Here is a 17,349-nt window from a genome sequence, read left to right on the forward strand (position 1 = left end):
GCATTTTACGCGTTAAAGACGGCATCAACAAATTTTGACACTTGAAGTGGTCGCGAGCTGAGGGGGCGCGATCACGTGACGGAGATTGACTATGACCAAGACCAGAACAATTTTTGCCGCCGCCGCCCTTTTGGGCACTTTGGCAATGCCCGCCATGGCCAATGCCGCCGATATCAACGGGACCTGGGTGGATGCGGAAGGCACCAGCTTTTCCTTCAAGCTTTGCGGCGATGGTACAGACCTGTGTGGCACGCTCAACGATATCCAGGGGGCCTCGCGCACGCCTGAGAACCTGGAATTCGTGAACCAGCAGGTTGTTGTCGCCGAGCAGACTGCCCCAGGAAAGTGGGAAGGCACGATCAACTATGGTGGCACCAGTGCCGGTGCCAAGGTGACGCTGGTGGCTGAAAACGCCATCAACATCACCGGCTGCCAGCTTGGCATCCTGTGCCAGACCATCACTTTTTACAAAGACAGCTGATCTGACCGCGTAGAAACAAAAAACCCCGGGCCATGCGCCCGGGGTTTTTTAGTTTTAGCAGACCGTTGCGACCCGCTCCTTGATGACTTGCAGCACTTCCTCGCCTGGCCGCTTCCACCAGTTCTCGGTGGAGAAGATTTCCACTTCCTGCGGACCATTGAACCCGGCGTCCTCGATCATCTTGCGGATGGATTTCAAATCGATCACCCCGTCGCCCATCATGCCGCGGTCGTTGAGCATGTCACGGGTGGGCACCAGCCAATCGCAGATGTGATGGGCAAAGATGCGCTTCATGCGGCCCGCGCGGGCAATGGCATGGCTGAGGTTCGGGTCCCACCAGATATGATAGACATCGAGCGCCACGCCGACGGTTTCGCCCAGCTTCTCGCAGATATCGAGCGCTTGATCGACTGTGTTCACGCAGGCCCGGTCAGCCGCATACATGGGATGCAGAGGCTCGATGGCGATCTTGACACCAGACGCCTTGGCATGGGGCAGCATGGCGGCAATCCCGTCGGTCACCTGCTGGCGGGCGCCAGGCAGGTCCTTGGACGAGCCGGGAAGGCCACCCACCACCAGCACCAGGCAATCGGCGTTTAGGGCCGCGGCCTGATCAATGGCGCGCAGATTGTCGTCGATCCGGGCTTGCCGGTCGGCAGCGTCAACGCCGGGGAACATGCCGCCCCGGCAGACGCCGGTGACGCGGATCTTGTTCTCCCTGACGATGCGGGCGGCTTCATCGAGCCCGATGGCCTCGATCTGGTCGCGCCAGGGCGAGATGGCGGTGATACCAGCCTTGAGGCACCCATCGACGGCCTCGGCAAAGCCCCATTGCGGGCGGGTGGTCGCCAGGTTCAACGAAATGACGGTATCGGCGCTCATGCGTTGACTCCATGGACAGCAAGGACGGCCTGCATGCGGGCGATGGCCGCGTCGGGGTCCGCCAGAACCCGGGCCTTGTCAGCGAGGCGGAACAGCTCACTCAGATGCTGCAGCGAGCGGGTCGATTGCTGCCCGCCGATCATGGTGAAATGGTCCTGCAAGCCATTGAGATAGGCCAGGAACACCACGCCGGTCTTATAAAAGCGGGTCGGCGCGGCAAAGATATGCCGGCTCAAAGGCACGGTCGGTTCGAGGATATCGAAGAACTCATTGGTATTGCCGCGCCCGAGCGCCGCCAGCCCCGCCGAGGCCGCCGGGGCAATGGCGTCGAAGATGCCGAGCAGCGCATGGGAATAGCCCTGATCGTCGCCGGCGATCAGTTCGGCATAGTTGAAGTCGTCTCCCGTATACATTTTCACCGATGTCGGCAGGCGGCGGCGCATGGCGATTTCTTTTTCCGCCGAGAGCAGGGAAATCTTGATGCCATCGACCTTGTCGGCGTTGGCGGCGATGACGTCGAGGCAGACATCCATGGCCTTGTCGTGGTCGATGTCGCCCCAATAGCCCTGCAGCGCCGGATCGAACATTTCCCCGAGCCAGTGCATGATCACTGGCTGTTTGACGTTGGAAAGCACATGGCCATAGACACGGGCATAATCATCCGGTGACTTTGCTGCGGCGGCCAACGCGCGGCTGGCCATGAGAATGACGCGACCGCCCTCGCCTTCGACAAAGCCGACCTGCTCGTCATAGGCCTTGATGATATCGTCAATGCTCACATCGGGGCCGGGCATGAGGTGATCGGTGCCGGCGCCATAGGCGATCAGAGCGTCGTCGCGGGTGCGGGCTTCGGCCTGGGCGCGCTTGATCAGCTCCTTGGCCTCGGTCCAGGTCAGCCCCATGCCGCGTTGGGCGGTGTCCATGGCTTCGGCAACACCGAGCCCGAGGTCCCACATGCGGTGGCGGAACTTGAGCGTCGTATCCCAGTCGATGGCGGGGGTCAGCCACGGGTCATTGCTGGCCAGTGGATCGGCGACCACATGGGCAGCCGAATAGGCGATGCGCGGAAACTCACTCGCTTTGAACTTGACGAATGGGATGGGATCGCCAGTCAGCACATAGGGGCTGATGGAGCGGTCGGCATTGGGCAGATTGATGGTGGTCATGGCGGGCGTCCCCCTCATCCGGCGCTTCGCGCCACCTTCTCCCCGAGAGGGAGAAGAATGGCCCGGCGCCTGTTGCAACTCGGTGCCCCCATTCCTCTCCCACTCGGGGAGAGGGTGGATCGGCCGTCAGGCCGGGACGGGTGAGGGGGCTTCCCGTCAGCGAGGCATCAGAATTCCAGCTTGGGTACATCCAGCCAGCGGCGTTCTGCCCAGCTCTTCAAGCCAAGCTCGGCCAACTGCACGCCCTTGGCCCCAGCTTCGAGCCCATAGGGCCATGGCGCGTCTTCGGCGACGTGGCGCAGGAACATTTCCCATTGGGCCTTGAAGCCATTGTCGGCCGGCCAGTTGTCCGGCACTTCTTCCCAGTCATTAAAGAAATTCATCGTCTGCGGCTGGTCGGGGTTCCAGACCGGCTTGGGCGTATTGACGCGATGCTGGGTCCAGCATTTGTGCAGACCGGCAACGGCCGAGCCCTTGGTGCCATCGACGTGGAAGGTGACGAGGTCGTCGCGGCGCACGCGGGTGGTCCAGCTCGAATTGATCTGGGCGATCACCCCGCCTTCAAGCTCGAAGGTCGCATAGGCCGCGTCATCGGTGTCGCATTTGTAGGTCTTGCCCTGCTCATCCACGCGCTGGGGAATGTGGGTGGCGCCCAGGCACGAGACGGCCTGCACTTCGCCGAACAAGTTGTCGAGCACATAGCGCCAGTGGCACAGCATATCGAGGATGATGCCGCCGCCGTCGTTCTTGCGATAATTCCAGCTTGGGCGCTGGGCCTTCTGCCAGTCGCCCTCGAACACCCAATAGCCGAACTCGCCGCGCACCGAGAGGATGTCGCCGAAAAAGCCACTATCGCGCAGCATCTTGATTTTCATCAGGCCCGGCAGGAACAGCTTGTCCTGCACCACGCCGTGCTTGAGGCCCGAGGCACGCGCGGTCTTGGCCAGGTTGACGGCAATGTCGAGCGAGTCAGAGGTCGGCTTTTCGCAATACACATGCTTGCCGGCGGCCAATGCCTTTTCGATGAGGCTGGCGCGCATCAGCGTGGTGCCGGCATCAAAGAAAATGGTGTCGTCGGGATTGGCCAGCGCCTTGTCGAGATCATCGCTCCAGCGGGCAATGTTATGCTTTCTGGCCAGGGCTTCCATCTTGTCGGCATTGCGCCCGACGATGATCGGGTCGACCACCAGCCGGTCGCCATTGCTCAGCATAATGCCGCCCTGATCGCGGATCGCCAGGATCGAGCGCACCAGATGCTGGTTGTAGCCCATACGCCCGGTGACGCCATGCATGATGATGCCAAGCCGTTGCTCTGCCATTTGAATTCCTCCCAAGACGCTGATTTCAGTGTAACTGATTAGTTACTTACCTATATGAGGCGAAGGGCCGCCGTCAAGCGCCCCGAAGCCCATCCGAGGGAGATTTTTGAAGCTGACCGAGAGCGCTAGAGCCCGAGCACCATCTTGACCCCGATCAACCCGAGAAAAATCAGGATCATCCGGTCGAAGGCCTTGCGGCTAAGTCGGCCGGCAATGGCCTGCCCCAACGGCATGAACAGAAGGATCGGAAGAAGCGCCATAAAGCCCTCAAGCAGCCATTGCGGCTGCATCACCCCGGCGATGCTGAGCGCCGGCAACTGCACCAGGGCATAGAGCAGGAACATGGTCGAGACGGCAAACACATGGGTGTCGCGGTCCAATGACATGGCGTGGATGAAGGTAACGCCGATGGGTGCCGAAATGCCCGTCGCGCCCTGTAGAACGCCTCCGCCCATGCCGGCCAGCGGCCCGGCGCGCCGGGCCAGGACGGGACCGACGACGAAATGTGGGGCGGCCAGCCGCAGCGCGACATAGCACAGCAGAATGATCCCCAGCGTCAGCACCAGCGCCCGCTCGGGCAGGCTGGTCAGCGCCCAGGTGCCAAGGCCGATGCCCACGGCGCCGCCCACCAGGAACAGCGGCAGAAAGGCCATGCGGTCGTCATTGGCGGCGGCGCGAAAACGCCAGACCTGCCAGGCGTTGGTAAAGATCAGCGGCACGCACATCAGGCCCACGGCATGCTGCAGGCCGAAGAACGTCGTAAGCACCGGCAGTGCCACCAGTGGCAGGCCCATGCCGGTCGCACCCTTGACGATGGCGCCTGCCCCCAAGGCCAGAACCATGACGGCCAGCCGCCCGAACTCAAACTCCATGATCCGCTTCCTCGTTGGCTGAACGCACTGGTTCGCACTGGCGCCGCGCGCTTTTTGTTATCACCTGAAACCCTTGTTGCAATGCCATTTCTGGCGAGGATGCGGGAACATTATAGCTCACCAATTGGTTACATCTGTATTGACTCAGCCCATCATCGGTCGCAAGCTTGGCCTACGAGAACCAGAAAAAGCGGTTCCGTCACATGAGGGAGGAGAAGACGATGAAGCAGTCACTGCGGATCGTTCTGGCGTCGGGCTGTGCCCTGTTGGCGCTGGGAACTGCCACTTCAATGGCACAGGAATGGAAGCCGGACCGGCCGATCAATCTGATCGTGCCCTGGGGTGCCGGCGGCTCGACCGATCAGGTCACGCGTGTGACCGCGCCGATCCTGGCCGAGGCGCTGGGCGTCGAGGTCGTGGTGGTCAATCAGCCGGGCGCATCGGGCGCCATCGGCACCCAGGAAGTGCTGAACGCCCCGCGCGACGGCTATACCTGGACGGCCAATGCCATCGCCAACAATGCCACCTATTCGGTGACCGGCCTGCTCCAAGACACCAATATCGACGACTGGAACATCTATCTCTCGGTTGCCAACGTGCCGGTCGTTTCGGTGCCCACCGACAGCGAGTTCACCGATTTCGGTCAGCTGCTCGAGGCACTGCAGACCCGCGGCGGTGAAATCACGGTTGCGACGGCTGGCGTCACTTCCTCGGGTGGTACCGCCATTGCCGCCCTGTCCGACGCCGCCGACGGCTTTGACTACAATATGATCACCTATGATGGCGGCGGACCGGCAGCGATTGCCACCGCATCGGGCGAAGCCATGGTCACCACCCAGCTGGCGGTGGAACAGACCGAGCTGATCCGCGGCGGCCGGCTGAGGCCTCTGGCGGTGCTGTCCGACAAGCCGCTGGCTCTCGACGGTGTCGATCCGATCCCGCCGATCACCAATTGGCTGCCCGACATGCCTTTGGCACCGGACTATTTCGGCATCTTCATTCCGGCCGGAGTGCCCGACGAAGTCGTCGCCACCATGGACAAGATCTGGGCTGACAAGGTGATGAACTCGGAAGCCATCAAGACTTATGCCGAAACCTTCGGTGCGGTCTTTGCTCCGTCCTACGGCGCCGAGGCCCGGGCCCTCGCCATGCCTGTGGTTATCCTCGAGGCCTGTTCCTCGGTCGAGCGCGGCGAAGCCGTCAACGATCCTTCGACCATCGGCATCGACTGCGAAACCCGCACCGAAGTGGCGCAGTAACGAGTGATCGGTGGGGCCAGTGACCTGGCCTCACCCCACCCTCATTCCCCTCCCCCTCAAGGGGAGGGAGGCGCAGGAGTTCAGGCTCCGCGACAATTCAAGCTGCTGTTCAGCACTCCCTCCCCTTGAGGGGAGGGTAGCGGAGCTGGGCCGCAGGCCTTAGCGAAGCCGGGTGGGGTGCCCTGCCTCGGTTTCCTCATTCCACAGGCACGACCATGACCACCGAATCCTCAATCCCCGATGATGACGCCACTCAGCCCGCCATGGTGCGGGCCGACCTGCTTGCGGGCCTGTTCTTCATCATTGTGGGGCTGGCCGTGTTTTACGGCGCTTGGACCATGGATCGGCTCGAAATGCGACGTATCCACCCCCTCACTGTCCCCGGTCTCGTGCCCGGCATGTTGAGCCTTGCGCTCGTCATCTGCGGCTCGATCCTGGCGTTCCGCTCGATCCGCACGCCGGCGACAGGTGGTTGGCAGCAATTGGGTGGCGCCGTGTTCTCGGGCGCCGCCGGTCGGGCTGTGGCGGTCATGGTGCTGGCGCTGATCTATACGCTGGGCCTGGTGGGCACGCTGCCGTTCTGGGCGGCGACGGGGCTTTTTGTTTTTGCCTTCATCATGCTGTTTGAATGCTGGCTGGCCGAACCGCGCCGCCCCTGGCTCACTTCCCTGCCCTGGGCGCTGGCATTGGCCGTGTGCACCGCCGCGGTGGTGACCTGGGTGTTTGAACGCGCCTTCCTCGTGCGACTGCCATAGGGGGCGCAATTCATGTTTGACGGTCTGATCATGCTGGGCGGCGGGCTCGCCCATTTCTTCACTCCATTGTCGCTGTTCAACATCGCCTGGGCGACGCTGCTGGGTATTGTCATCGGCGCCCTGCCCGGCCTCACCGCCACCATGGGCGTGGCACTGCTGGTGACCTTGACCTACAAGATGGCGCCGGACCAGGCGATCCTCTGCCTCATGTGCCTATACTGCGGGGCCATTTATGGCGGCAGCCGCACGGCCATCCTCCTGGCCATTCCCGGCACCCCGGCGAGCGCCGCGACCACGCTCGACGGGCATCCCCTGGCGTTGCAGGGCAAGGCCGGGACAGCCATGGGCCTTGCCACCACCTCATCGGCCCTTGGCACCATTATCGGCATTGTGGCGCTGGCCTTGATCGCGCCGCTGCTGGCCGAAGCGGCTCTGAAATTCGGCACCTATGAATTCTTCTGGCTGGCGCTGTTCGGCGTCATCATCTCGGGTCAGCTCACTGCGATAGATGATCCGCTCAAGGGCTATATCGCCGGCATCATCGGCCTCCTGATCGCCATGGTGGGCATGGAAACCCTCCACGCGCACCAGCGTTTCACCTTCGGCATTCCGGCGCTGGGCGGTGGCTTTGATCTGATTCCAGCCATGGTCGGCGCATTCGGCCTAGCCGAAATCCTGGGGGTGATGAAGCGCACCGCCCAGGCCCGCATCGTCTCCTCGGACGACCGGGTCATCCCCCGCCTTTCGGATGTCTTCCAATACAAGTGGACCACCATACGCTCGGGCATCATCGGTACGTTTGTCGGTATCGTGCCCGGCGTCGGCGAGGATGTGGGCGCCTGGGCCTCCTATGCGGCAGCCAAGCGCGTCAGCAAGGAAAAGCACCTGTTTGGCAAGGGCAGCCAGGAGGGCCTGATTGCCGCAGAGACCGGCAATTCCGCCGTCATTCCCGGCGCCATGATCCCGACGCTGACCCTCGCCCTGCCCGGCTCGGCGGCGGCGGCGGTGCTGATCGCGGCCATGTTCATTCATGGTATCCGTCCCGGCCCGCTGCTGATGACCGAGAACCCCGAGTTTCTCTATCAGATCGTCGCCATCCTGTTGTTCTCTACCATCGCCATGCTGGTCTTCGGGCTGACCCTGACGCGGCCCCTGCTCACGGTGCTTTCGGTGCCGCGCGAGCGGTTGATGGCTGTGGTCTATGTGCTCTGCGTCGTCGGGTCCTTCGCCATTACCCAACGCATGTTCGACGTCTATGTCATGCTCGGCTTCGGCATTGCCGGCTTCATCCTGCGCGAAATGAAATACCCCATGGCGCCGCTGGTGCTGGGCATCATCCTGGGGGATCTGCTCGATCTCAACCTGCGGCGCGGCTTGCTGCTGACCAATGGCGATCCCAGCCCGTTCTTTACCCGGCCCATCAGCGCTGTTATCTGCATCATCATTGTCCTGACCATCCTCATGTCCATTCCGGCGGTGTCCACACGTGTCCGATCCATCCTCAACCGCGGTCGCACAGGCGCCTCTGCCAAAAGCTGAAGCGAGCAAGCGTCCGCGCAATTCGGCCAAGACCAAGGCCTCCATCCTCGCCGCCGCGCGGGTGGAGTTTGCTGATCGGGGCTTTGAGGGGGCAAGGGTAGACGCGATTGCCGATAGGGCCGGCGCCAACAAGCGACTGCTCTACCACTATTTCGGCAATAAGGAGGAACTTTACCGGGCGGTACTGCTCGACGCCTATCAGGAAATCCGAAGGGGCGAAAAGGCGCTGTCGCTGGACCAATATGACCCGGTCCAGGCCATGGACCGGCTGGTGCGTTTCACCTTCCGTCATTTCCTGGCCAATCCATGGTTTCCGCGCCTGCTTGGCACCGAAAACATCGAGAATGCAAGGTTCCTCAAAACCTTGCCCGACATCAAGGCGCTGCATTCTCCACTGGTGGGACAGATCGCCGCCATTATTGAGCGCGGCGCGGCCTCAGGCGTGTTCCGTCGCGATGTCGACCCGGTGCAGCTCTATATTTCCGTGGCGGCGCTGGGCTTTTTCTACGTCTCCAATACGGCCACACTCTCGGTGATCTTCGAGCGGGACCTGTCCAGCGTCAACATGGTGCAGGAACGCGAAGCTCATGCGGTGCAGATGGTGCTCGATTTCCTGCGGACCAAGCCGGGGGCTTGAGCTGGGGTGCTATTCTTCCCCCTTCTCCCACAATGGGAGAAGGGGGCGTCCGCTATCGCCTCAGATATCGACCTCGTCATCGCCCAATTCGTTCAGTGCCTTGGCGGCCTGCTGCAATATGGCGGCGGCTCGGTGCTGCTGGTCCTCGGAGCCGCGGCGGACCTTCTTGATGGCGTCCTTGAGCGCCTTGCGCGAGGCTTCGAGCTCAGGCGTGGCGTCGTGCATGGGGCGATCCTGGTCGCCCCCTGGCGCGCCGCGCTCGGCCCAACGGGGCGGCACATTGCCGTCCTCGGGTCGTGCTTCACCGCCGAATGGCCAATCTGCCTTCACGAACTCGCGGAAGCGGCTCATCTGCTCGCCGGTGCGGCCGAGGAAATCCAACGTCGAGGCGACCGCCTCACGATTGTCGTTGAGATGAGCGCGGCCCTCGTCGGTGATTGTATAGAGCTTCTTGTTGCCCTCGCTGGCTGAGGTCACATAGCCTGCCTCTTCAAGGTAGGTCAGCGCCGGATAGACAATGCCGGGGCTAGGCGAATAGACGCCATTGGAGCGCTCCTCCACCGCCTTGATCAGGTCATAGCCGTGCCGGGGCTGCTGCTCGATGAAATAGAGCGCAACCAGCCGCAGGTCGCCCGAGGCCAGCATGCGTCCGACGCGGAAACTGCCGCCCACGCCGCCCAGTTCTTCATCGGCCATTCGGGCCATGCGGCCCCAACCGCGCCGCGCCATGCGCTCGAACTGCCGCCAGTCCGGTTCGCCGTTTTTCCAGTAACTCATGATCTATCTCCAGATATATCAAAACGCCCTTGTCCCAGGAGATTGGGGTGCGATGTCGCCTGTTCAAGATATATCTTGGAAGATTCTGCGATCAGCAGCATCTGGCGAAAAAGCAAACCCCCGAACCTGGGTCCGGGGGTTGGGTCGGTGAATTTCGTTGGAGGTCTGTGGTTCACACCGGATAGGCCGGCGCCCCGCCTTCACGATCGAACTGCCCATGACGGCGGAAGCGCCACATATAGGTGGGCAGTACATCGACCATGCTGGTGGGGGTGATGCCAAAGGCAGCCAGCGTGCGCTTTTCCTTGCCGGCAGCCTCGGAAACCACATTGTCGACGCCCAGAAGCTCGACCTGATCCGGCGTGATCAGCGGCTTGAACGGCAGGATGCCCAGCAGCGAAGCCATCAGCTTCATCAGGCCCGAGGGCACAGGCAACAGCATGGGATTGCGGCCGGCCTCGCGCAGGATACGCTGCATCAGCGCCTTGTGGGTCTCCACATCCGGCCCGCCCAGCTCATAAATGCGCCCGGTCTTGACCTCGCCCGCTGCGGCCTTGGCAATGGCCTCGGCCACATCGCCCACAAACACTGGCTGGAACAGTGTCCCGCCCGAAATCAGCGGCATGACCGGCAGGACCCGCGCCAGGGAGCCCATCAGGTTGAAGAAACCATCGCCCTGCCCGAACATGATCGAGGGACGGATGACGACGGCATCGGGGAACGCGGCGAGCACGGCCTCTTCGCCTGCCAGCTTGGAAGCGGCATAGGCGCTGACCTCGGCGGCCTTGTCGACGCCAAGTGCCGAGACATGCACCAGCGCACTGGCACCAACGGCCTTGGCGGCACGGGCAACCGACGCGGCACCTTCGGCGTGTACGGCGCCAAAACGCTGCTTGCCGCGCTGATGGCCGATGCCAACCAGATTGATGACGATATCCGAGCCAACGACAGCGCGCTGCACAGAGGCCTCATTGCGCAGATTGGCCTGCACCGGGACGACCTGGCCCACGCCGCCGAACATGCGCACTTCTCCGGCAAGATCGGGACGGCGCACGGCGACGCGGATGCGATAGCCCTGGCGGGCCAGCAATTGCACCAGATGATTGCCGACAAATCCCGACCCGCCGAAAATGGTGACGAGCTTGGGTGTGTTGCGATCCATGGTGGGGCTCCGAGGTCCGGCCAAACAATATTGATCCCGCTTCTAGCGCAGGGACCTCACCCCTGTCGAGCCTTGCAGCGCTGAGGAAGCGATTGGAACGGGATTGACTCGCCGTGCCATGTGTTCACTATATGTTCCAATTTTGCGAAGGGGATAACTTATGGGCGAGATGCACGATTATCATGGCCAATGCCATTGCGGAGCTGTCCGCTTCACCGCGAGAACGAATCTGGTCTCCATGGGCGACTGCAATTGCTCGCGCTGCCGGCGCCTGGGCTGGGTGATGCAATCGGTTCCCGCCGCTGATTTCTCCCTGCACTCGGGCGAAGAGCAGTTGGCGCTTTATCATTTCAACACCGAAAAGATCGACCATCTGTTCTGCAGGAACTGCGGCATCGAGCCCTTTGCGCGGGGCAGCGACGGCAAGGGCAATGAAATGGTCATGCTCAACGTCAATTGCCTGGAAGGCGCCCCGCCCGTCGATCGCAGCACCATCTCGCATTGGGACGGTGCAAACTTCTGACAATGTGCGTGAAACCGCATTGACAATACCCGGCCTGCACCCTAGTTACACGCCCGTCGCCCAGATGGCGGAATTGGTAGACGCGCACGGTTCAGGTCCGTGTACCGCAAGGTGTGAAGGTTCGAGTCCTTTTCTGGGCACCAGTTTCAAAACCCCGATTGCAGCAATGCAGTCGGGGTTTTTTATTGCGGCATGCGCCGCCCGCGGCTCTGGCGCGATGATATCCAGCCCGCCAAAATCCCGGCCAGCACCGCGATCAGGAAGGGCCAGTTCCGCACCGACTGGAATACAGTGCCCTCGAGCCGTTGGTGCGGACGCACATCGAGCGCGGCCATCTCTCCCGGTGCCAATTCAGCGGTGATGCGACCGAGGGGGTCGGTGGCAAAGGTAAGGCCGGTATTGGCAGCCCGTATCAGGCTCATGCCCTCCTCGACCGCCCGAAGCCGCGCGTGATGGGCATGCTGGGCCGGGCCGATGGAGCGGTCGAACCAGGCGTCATTGGTGACATTGAGCAGGAACTGCGCCCCCGCCACATCGCCCAGATCGCCTGAGAAGATGATCTCGTAGCAGACCAGCACCAAGGGCGCCGGCGCAGCCGGCAGGTTCATCAGCCGCCGCTTGGCATCGCCCGCCGACCAGCCGTCTGCGCCGGGCACGAACTGGGTGATGCCGAGCCGGGCAAAGAATTCGGCAAAGGGCAGAAATTCTCCGAAGGGCACCAGATGCGATTTGTCGTAGCTGGCGACAATCTCGCCATCGCTATTGATGGCAACCACCGAATTATAGGGCGGCGTTCCCGCCGCAACATCACCCAGCTCATAGGGGCGACGTGGCACCCCGGCCAGGAGCGTCGCCTGTTCGGGCAGCAGGCGGGCAATGCGGGCCAGCGCTTCGGGATAACTTTCAAGGAAGAACGGCAGGCTCGATTCGGGCCAGACCAGATGGGTGATATCGCCAAGCCCCTGATCATCGGGGCTCATGCGCATGTCCGAAAGCATGAGCAAGCGATCGATCAGCGCGACCGGATCGACATTGCCGAAATCGGCATGCTCAAGCACCAGGGGTTGTACGAGGCGCAGCGCCATGTCCTGCCGTTCGGTCGAAACCGTGCCGCCCAGACGGTTCCAGCCATAGCCAAGCTGCGCGGCGATGACGAACAGTGCGAGGAACAGCGGCGCCAGTCGCTGGGTCAATGCCCGATTGTCGGCCGGCCAGACGAGCGCCGGGGTCATGGCCAGAAGCGGCGCCATAAAGGTCAGCCCATAGACCCCGATCACCGAGGCGAGCTGCATCATCTCGTCGCTGCCGGTGAGGCTATAGCCCAAAAGATCGAAGGGAAAGCCGGTGAAGAGGTGCCCACGGGCAAACTCGGCCGCCGCCAGCCATGACGAGAGGGTGAGAATGCGCACCCAGCCATGGCTCCAGCTCAGATGCGCCAGCGCGCTGGCCAGTCCCCAGAACAGCGCGATCAGGGCCGAGAGGCCGGCAATGGCGAAAGGCATGGCCCCCAGGACCCAGCCGCCGTCGATCAGAAAGGCCGCGCCCAGCCAGTGAAAGGCGACGAGGAAATAGCCCAGGCCAAAGGCAAAGCCGATGGTGAAGGCCGGGCCGAACAGCCGCCGCCACCCGGGCCGGCGCTCGGCGCCATCCAGTGCCCAGACCCAAATGGGCATGGCCACAAACAGCGCCGGCAGGATGAACAGCGGCGGCACCGACAGCCCGGCAACGGCCCCGGCCAAAAGCAATAGCACGAAGCGCCGCCAGCCATGGCTGAGCATGGCCGTTTCAGCCAGCCAGGTCATGGGTGATGCGCTTTCGAATCAATGGACATGCGGGCAAGGTGGTCGCGCCCCGCCGGGGCGTCAAGGCGAGGCTTGCCGGTGATGGTTTTGGCGGTGGACTCACCGGTCCGCTGGCGTTACTTGGCACCAGGAGCTCCGCGCTGGAGCCGGAGATGCAATGACCGACCTGCCCGTCACTCTTGCCATCGATACCGCGGCGCCTCGCCTGCAATTGGCGCTGCTGCACGCCGATGGGCAGACCGATGCCATGGTGGAAGATATCGCCAAGGGCCATGCCGAAATTCTCTTTGATCGGTTGAACGCCCTGCTGGCCCGCAATGGACTGGGCTACCAGGCGCTTGAGCGCATAGCCGTCACCACCGGGCCGGGGTCCTTCACCGGGTTGCGGATCGGGCTATCGGCGGCACGCGGTCTTGGCGTGGCGCGCAAAGTGCCGGTGCTGGGGATCCCCAGTCTTCTGGCCATATCGCTCGGTGCCGGACCGGGACCGGTTGCGGTGCTGCTCGATGCCCGGCGGGGAGAGGCCTATTTCGAGCTGTTTGCAGGCCCGGGCATGCCGACCACGGGACCAGAACTGCTGCCCATGGAGGCGGCGCGCGCCGCCCTGCCAGCCGATGTGCCGGTGATCGAACACCCCTTTGTCGATATTGGCGCCATGGCTCGTTTCGCGGCCAGTGCCGATCCGGCTCAATTTCCACCCCATGCCTCCTATGTGCGCGATGCCGACGCCAAGCCCCAGGATGCGGCTCGCATTCCGAGGCGCGCGCCATGATGAAATTCTGGATGGCCCCGGGCGGCCTGCATATCGAGCCGGCCGAGACGCGCGACGCCAAGGACATGGCGCGCATCCACGGCCAGAGCTTTTACCGCGGCTGGCCGACCAGCGATTTCATCAGCTTCATCGAAGACCGGGCGACGCCCGCCTATATCGCCAGCGATGCCCGGCGCCGCATTGCCGGTTTTGCCCTGATCCGCACGGTGGCCGACGAGGCCGAGCTGTTGACCATTGCTGTGGAGCCGCGCTGGCGCGGCAAGGGCGTGGGACGGGCGCTGATGGACGCGGTCTTTGCCGACCTGATGCTGTCGCCGGCCCGCCGCATGTTTCTCGAGGTCGATGAGCAGAACCTGGCCGCCATTCGACTCTACGAAAAACTGGGCTTTTCCAGGATCTCGTCGCGCCAGGGCTATTATGCCCGACCCGACGGCAGCGCGGCCACGGCGCTTGTCATGGCCCGCGATCTTGGCTAACCCCTTTGCAAACGCATGCGGGCAGGGAGCCATGGCTTGAACAGAAACCCTACCGATCCCACCCTTGAAGAGGCCTGCGTGGCGCGCGGCATGCGCATGACCGAGCAGCGCCGCACCATTGCCCGGGTCATCGAGGACAGCTCCGACCATCCCGATGTCGAAGAGCTCTACCGCCGTGCCTCGGCGCTCGACCCGCGCATTTCGCTCTCGACCGTCTATCGCACTGTCAACCTGTTCGAGGAAGCGGGGCTGGTCACCAAGCATGACTTCAAGGATGGCCGCGCCCGTTTCGAGCTGATCCCCGACGAACACCACGATCACCTGATCGACATTCGCACCGGCACGGTGATCGAATTCCGCAACGAGGAAATCGAAGCCATCCAGGACGTCATTGCCAAGCGGCTGGGCTACAAGCTGGTCGACCATCGCCTCGAACTCTATGCGGTGCCCCTGGCCGACAAGAAGGCCAAGGACGGATCGGGCGAGTAATTCCGGCACCCCGCAAGCTTCCGGCCATTGTCGCGCCGTTTGCGCCGGCGGGGACAAGTTTAGCCATTAAGCCTAACGCGCGATCCGGCTTTCCCCGTTAACCCCGCGTTAGCTATGACAGCCCCGTTACACCACGGAGGCGGACATGGCCTGGGAACTTGCTGCTATCTGGCTGATCGTTGCGGCCACCATTGTCTGGTTCGTGCGCGACGAAGGCCGCCAGCGGCTCCTCCAGCTGTCCGATCAGGCCCGGACCTATGCCACGGCCTCGGTCTGGGCCCACCGCGAGGCAATTGTGCCCCTGCCGGTGGTAGAGCGCCCGCAGCGCACCATGACCGAAGTCCAGCGCCGGTTCGCCGAAGTGCTGCGGCGCAAGGGCCGCTAGCCGGCGACCGGTCCCATATGCTGCTTGAGCCGCCCCACAATATCGGCGGCTTTCACCATCAGCCCCAGCTCGATGTCGTCTTCGCTCATACCCTCGTGCACATCCATCCAGACGGGCACCATGATTTCATGCCGGACTTCGCGCCCGCCGATGGTTTCAACCAGGGTGGCGCGCACCTTTCCGGTCATGCGTTCAGCGAGGGTGGGGTGAAGCTGGCGTTCCGCCAGGGCAATATCGATCAATTCAAGACTCATAATCGGCTCCGCAGAGCCCCCACGGACCAGACTGGCCGCTGGTGGTTCACCGAGCGTTAACGGCGCTGCCCCCGATAGGGTTCTCCACAAGGGCAGCGAAATTTGTGATTGTTGCGGCCGGGCATCAGCGCCCGGGGCAAGCGCGCTTTACACCAAGCGCTAGACACGCACCGCATGTTCGACGCGGCCCGTATCACCGAAGATGCGTAGATAGCGCGCGATCTCGGCGCTGTCACCGGTTGCCTTGGCCGGATTGTCCGAAAGTTTGACCGCGGGGCGGCCATTGGCCTCGGAGACCTTGGCGACAATGGAAATGGGTTTCAGGCCCGGATTGCGCTCAGGCGCGCAGCCTTCGAAATCATTGGTCAGGTTGGTGCCCCAGCCAAAGCTCATGCGCACCTTGCCATCGAAATGCAGATACGCCTCCTCGATCATGTCGACATCGAGCCCATCGGAAAAGATCAGCAGCTTTTCCTGCGGGTCGCGGCCGCGCGAGCGCCAGAAGTCGATGATTTTTTCCCCGCCTTCGATAGCCGGGGCACTGTCGGGCCGGAAGCCGGTCCAGTCGGCGACCCAGTCCGGCGCGTCACGCAGGAATGCGTCGGTGCCAAAGGCATCGGGGAGGACGATCAGCAGGTTGCCGCCATAATAGCTCTTCCAATCCTGCAGCACCCGGAAGGGCGCCTCGCGCAATTCCTCGTCCGAGCGCGCCAGCGCCGCCAGCACCATGGGCAGTTCATGGGCATTGGTCCCCAGCGCCTCAAGGTCATTGTCCATGGCCAGTTTGACGTTGGAGGTGCCGGTCATATTGGCGCCGATACCTTCCTTGAGCGCCTCGACGCACCAGCGCTGCCAGAGGAAGGAATGACGGCGGCGGGTGCCGAAATCGGAGATCTTCAAATCCGGCAGCTTTTGCAGCCGCTCGACCTTTTCCCACATCTTGGCCTTGGCGCGGGCATAGAGCACGTCCAGATTGAACGGGCCGTAATGCTTCATCGCGGCGCGCGAGCGCAATTCATTGATGATGGCCAGCGCCGGGATCTCCCACATGGTGGTCTCGACCCAGAGGCCGGGAAATTCGAGCACGAACTGGCCGTCGCGCTTCTCGAGCCGGTAGTCAGGCAGCTGGAAATTCTCCAGCCAGCGCAGGAACCCCGGCTGGAAGATGTGCTTGGACCCATAAAAAGTGTTACCCGCCAGCCAGATCATTTCCTTTTTGGAAAAGCGCAGGGTGCGGCAATGGTCGAGCTGGGCCCGCAGCTCCTCGATGTCGATGTCATCGGCCAGCCGCACCGACGCGGTGCGATTGATCAGGCTGAAGGTCGCCTCGACCTTGGGATAAAGCCCCCAGATCATCTGCAGCATCAAGAGCTTGTAGAAGTCGGTGTCGAGCAGACTGCGCACGATCGGATCGATGCGGAAGGTGTGGTTGTAAACCCGCCGGGCGATATCGGTATAGGTGGCCATGACAATCCTCACTGCGCGGCAGGTTTGTAACGCGGAGCGGGCGCGATTGGGAAGCCGGGAAGGGAACAATGGGTTCGGGTGGCGGCGTCGGGTAGCGGGCGTGACAAAGCGCCGCCCGGCCCCTGGGCGTCGCGGTGACACGGTGAGAAGCGGCTTTCGCCTCGAAGGTTTTAGTAAGAAGAGGCGAAAGCCGCTTCCCACGACCGGGATTTCTTGCGCATGCATCGAGCGGCCCCGTTTTGCGGTTGCCCATCCCCTTGGCAGTCGGCGCAGACCTTTGGCCCGGATGCAAAACATCCGTCGCCGCCTGTCGCCAGTCGCTTCGGTTGAGC

General features: G+C 62.9%; 19 protein-coding genes and 1 tRNA gene. 11 read left to right on the forward strand and 9 right to left on the reverse strand.

Translation table 11 applies throughout. From position 1 onward, the window contains the following. Positions 1–91 precede the first annotated feature (91 nt). Entirely contained in the window at positions 92–481 is a 390-nt protein-coding gene (locus tag NIM87_RS05660) for a hypothetical protein (protein WP_254673665.1), read from the forward strand. Positions 482–535: 54 nt separating this feature from the next. Here the strand turns inward: NIM87_RS05660 and NIM87_RS05665 are convergent, their stop codons facing one another. From NIM87_RS05665 to NIM87_RS05680, 4 genes are all read right to left on the reverse strand, one after another. Beyond that, on the reverse strand, positions 536–1,363 hold the full coding sequence (locus NIM87_RS05665; RefSeq protein ID WP_254673666.1) for a sugar phosphate isomerase/epimerase family protein: 828 nt from the start codon (positions 1,361–1,363) through the stop codon (positions 536–538). After that, the gene (locus tag NIM87_RS05670) at positions 1,360–2,529 is read right to left on the reverse strand and encodes a dihydrodipicolinate synthase family protein (RefSeq protein ID WP_254673667.1); all 1,170 of its coding nucleotides are present in this window, start codon (positions 2,527–2,529) and stop codon (positions 1,360–1,362) included. The genes NIM87_RS05665 and NIM87_RS05670 overlap by 4 nt, the downstream gene beginning before the upstream one ends. 167 nt (positions 2,530–2,696) lie before the next feature. Continuing rightward, a complete protein-coding gene (locus NIM87_RS05675) occupies positions 2,697–3,848 on the reverse strand; it encodes a Gfo/Idh/MocA family protein (protein WP_254673668.1) in 1,152 nt (383 codons plus the stop codon). A 125-nt stretch (positions 3,849–3,973) separates the two neighbouring features. Continuing rightward, entirely contained in the window at positions 3,974–4,720 is a 747-nt protein-coding gene (locus tag NIM87_RS05680) for a sulfite exporter TauE/SafE family protein (protein ID WP_254673669.1), read from the reverse strand. A gap of 221 nt (positions 4,721–4,941) precedes the next feature. On the opposite strand from NIM87_RS05680, the gene NIM87_RS05685 reads away from it, so the two are divergent. The 4 genes from NIM87_RS05685 to NIM87_RS05700 all read left to right on the forward strand — a co-directional run bounded on the left by NIM87_RS05685 (position 4,942) and on the right by NIM87_RS05700 (position 8,910). Beyond that, positions 4,942–5,979, forward strand: a complete 1,038-nt coding sequence (locus NIM87_RS05685; RefSeq protein ID WP_254673670.1) for a Bug family tripartite tricarboxylate transporter substrate binding protein — start codon at positions 4,942–4,944, stop codon at positions 5,977–5,979. A gap of 215 nt (positions 5,980–6,194) precedes the next feature. Beyond that, positions 6,195–6,734 carry a tripartite tricarboxylate transporter TctB family protein gene (locus NIM87_RS05690; protein WP_254673671.1) on the forward strand — a complete coding sequence of 180 codons (540 nt, stop codon included), beginning with the start codon at positions 6,195–6,197 and terminating at the stop codon, positions 6,732–6,734. Between the two features lie 12 nt (positions 6,735–6,746). Further along, on the forward strand, positions 6,747–8,273 hold the full coding sequence (locus NIM87_RS05695; RefSeq protein WP_254673672.1) for a tripartite tricarboxylate transporter permease: 1,527 nt from the start codon (positions 6,747–6,749) through the stop codon (positions 8,271–8,273). Beyond that, on the forward strand, positions 8,221–8,910 hold the full coding sequence (locus NIM87_RS05700) for a TetR/AcrR family transcriptional regulator (protein WP_254673673.1): 690 nt from the start codon (positions 8,221–8,223) through the stop codon (positions 8,908–8,910). The genes NIM87_RS05695 and NIM87_RS05700 overlap by 53 nt, the downstream gene beginning before the upstream one ends. Before the next feature lie 60 nt (positions 8,911–8,970). Here the strand turns inward: NIM87_RS05700 and NIM87_RS05705 are convergent, their stop codons facing one another. Both NIM87_RS05705 and NIM87_RS05710 read right to left on the reverse strand, forming a co-directional pair. After that, positions 8,971–9,687: a PadR family transcriptional regulator gene (locus NIM87_RS05705; protein ID WP_254673674.1), complete on the reverse strand. Its 717-nt coding sequence runs from the start codon at positions 9,685–9,687 to the stop codon at positions 8,971–8,973. Between the two features lie 172 nt (positions 9,688–9,859). Beyond that, positions 9,860–10,849, reverse strand: a complete 990-nt coding sequence (locus NIM87_RS05710) for a complex I NDUFA9 subunit family protein (protein WP_254673675.1) — start codon at positions 10,847–10,849, stop codon at positions 9,860–9,862. Between the two features lie 169 nt (positions 10,850–11,018). Here NIM87_RS05710 and NIM87_RS05715 point away from each other — a divergent pair, with 169 nt between their 5' ends. Then, positions 11,019–11,372 carry a GFA family protein gene (locus tag NIM87_RS05715; protein WP_462804858.1) on the forward strand — a complete coding sequence of 118 codons (354 nt, stop codon included), beginning with the start codon at positions 11,019–11,021 and terminating at the stop codon, positions 11,370–11,372. Between the two features lie 58 nt (positions 11,373–11,430). Continuing rightward, positions 11,431–11,515: transfer RNA gene (locus tag NIM87_RS05720), tRNA-Leu, on the forward strand. A gap of 39 nt (positions 11,516–11,554) precedes the next feature. Here the strand turns inward: NIM87_RS05720 and lnt are convergent. Continuing rightward, positions 11,555–13,174 (reverse strand): apolipoprotein N-acyltransferase, encoded by a 1,620-nt coding sequence (lnt, locus tag NIM87_RS05725; RefSeq protein ID WP_254673677.1) that lies wholly within the window; start codon positions 13,172–13,174, stop codon positions 11,555–11,557. Positions 13,175–13,331: 157 nt separating this feature from the next. Here lnt and tsaB point away from each other — a divergent pair, with 157 nt between their 5' ends. The 4 genes from tsaB to NIM87_RS05745 all read left to right on the forward strand — a co-directional run bounded on the left by tsaB (position 13,332) and on the right by NIM87_RS05745 (position 15,296). Then, on the forward strand, positions 13,332–13,946 hold the full coding sequence (tsaB, locus tag NIM87_RS05730) for a tRNA (adenosine(37)-N6)-threonylcarbamoyltransferase complex dimerization subunit type 1 TsaB (protein WP_254673678.1): 615 nt from the start codon (positions 13,332–13,334) through the stop codon (positions 13,944–13,946). Next, positions 13,943–14,422, forward strand: a complete 480-nt coding sequence (gene rimI, locus NIM87_RS05735) for a ribosomal protein S18-alanine N-acetyltransferase (protein ID WP_254673679.1) — start codon at positions 13,943–13,945, stop codon at positions 14,420–14,422. Before tsaB ends, rimI begins: the two co-directional genes overlap by 4 nt. A gap of 90 nt (positions 14,423–14,512) precedes the next feature. Next, positions 14,513–14,911, forward strand: a complete 399-nt coding sequence (locus NIM87_RS05740; protein ID WP_254674078.1) for a Fur family transcriptional regulator — start codon at positions 14,513–14,515, stop codon at positions 14,909–14,911. Between the two features lie 145 nt (positions 14,912–15,056). Continuing rightward, positions 15,057–15,296: a hypothetical protein gene (locus NIM87_RS05745; RefSeq protein ID WP_254673680.1), complete on the forward strand. Its 240-nt coding sequence runs from the start codon at positions 15,057–15,059 to the stop codon at positions 15,294–15,296. Here NIM87_RS05745 and NIM87_RS05750 read toward each other — a convergent pair. Continuing rightward, positions 15,293–15,550, reverse strand: a complete 258-nt coding sequence (locus NIM87_RS05750; protein WP_254673681.1) for a hypothetical protein — start codon at positions 15,548–15,550, stop codon at positions 15,293–15,295. The genes NIM87_RS05745 and NIM87_RS05750 overlap by 4 nt on opposite strands. 159 nt (positions 15,551–15,709) lie before the next feature. Continuing rightward, positions 15,710–17,017, reverse strand: a complete 1,308-nt coding sequence (gene pncB / locus NIM87_RS05755) for a nicotinate phosphoribosyltransferase (protein WP_254673682.1) — start codon at positions 17,015–17,017, stop codon at positions 15,710–15,712. Between the last annotated feature and the right edge of the window lie 332 nt (positions 17,018–17,349).

This window comes from Devosia ureilytica (assembly GCF_024273195.1).
Taxonomy (GTDB): domain Bacteria; phylum Pseudomonadota; class Alphaproteobacteria; order Rhizobiales; family Devosiaceae; genus Devosia; species Devosia ureilytica.

Coding starts and splice junctions, on each gene's coding strand:
- NIM87_RS05740 (WP_254674078.1), top strand. CDS start 14,513: ATGCGCATGACCGAGCAGCGCCGCACCATTGCCCGGGTCATCGAGGAC.
- NIM87_RS05680 (WP_254673669.1), bottom strand. CDS start 4,720: ATGGAGTTTGAGTTCGGGCGGCTGGCCGTCATGGTTCTGGCCTTGGGG.
- NIM87_RS05705 (WP_254673674.1), bottom strand. CDS start 9,687: ATGAGTTACTGGAAAAACGGCGAACCGGACTGGCGGCAGTTCGAGCGC.
- NIM87_RS05660 (WP_254673665.1), top strand. CDS start 92: ATGACCAAGACCAGAACAATTTTTGCCGCCGCCGCCCTTTTGGGCACT.
- NIM87_RS05750 (WP_254673681.1), bottom strand. CDS start 15,550: ATGAGTCTTGAATTGATCGATATTGCCCTGGCGGAACGCCAGCTTCAC.
- NIM87_RS05675 (WP_254673668.1), bottom strand. CDS start 3,848: ATGGCAGAGCAACGGCTTGGCATCATCATGCATGGCGTCACCGGGCGT.
- NIM87_RS05715 (WP_462804858.1), top strand. CDS start 11,019: ATGCACGATTATCATGGCCAATGCCATTGCGGAGCTGTCCGCTTCACC.
- tsaB (WP_254673678.1), top strand. CDS start 13,332: ATGACCGACCTGCCCGTCACTCTTGCCATCGATACCGCGGCGCCTCGC.
- NIM87_RS05710 (WP_254673675.1), bottom strand. CDS start 10,849: ATGGATCGCAACACACCCAAGCTCGTCACCATTTTCGGCGGGTCGGGA.
- rimI (WP_254673679.1), top strand. CDS start 13,943: ATGATGAAATTCTGGATGGCCCCGGGCGGCCTGCATATCGAGCCGGCC.
- NIM87_RS05670 (WP_254673667.1), bottom strand. CDS start 2,529: ATGACCACCATCAATCTGCCCAATGCCGACCGCTCCATCAGCCCCTAT.
- NIM87_RS05690 (WP_254673671.1), top strand. CDS start 6,195: ATGACCACCGAATCCTCAATCCCCGATGATGACGCCACTCAGCCCGCC.
- lnt (WP_254673677.1), bottom strand. CDS start 13,174: ATGACCTGGCTGGCTGAAACGGCCATGCTCAGCCATGGCTGGCGGCGC.
- NIM87_RS05745 (WP_254673680.1), top strand. CDS start 15,057: ATGGCCTGGGAACTTGCTGCTATCTGGCTGATCGTTGCGGCCACCATT.
- NIM87_RS05695 (WP_254673672.1), top strand. CDS start 6,747: ATGTTTGACGGTCTGATCATGCTGGGCGGCGGGCTCGCCCATTTCTTC.
- NIM87_RS05685 (WP_254673670.1), top strand. CDS start 4,942: ATGAAGCAGTCACTGCGGATCGTTCTGGCGTCGGGCTGTGCCCTGTTG.
- NIM87_RS05665 (WP_254673666.1), bottom strand. CDS start 1,363: ATGAGCGCCGATACCGTCATTTCGTTGAACCTGGCGACCACCCGCCCG.
- pncB (WP_254673682.1), bottom strand. CDS start 17,017: ATGGCCACCTATACCGATATCGCCCGGCGGGTTTACAACCACACCTTC.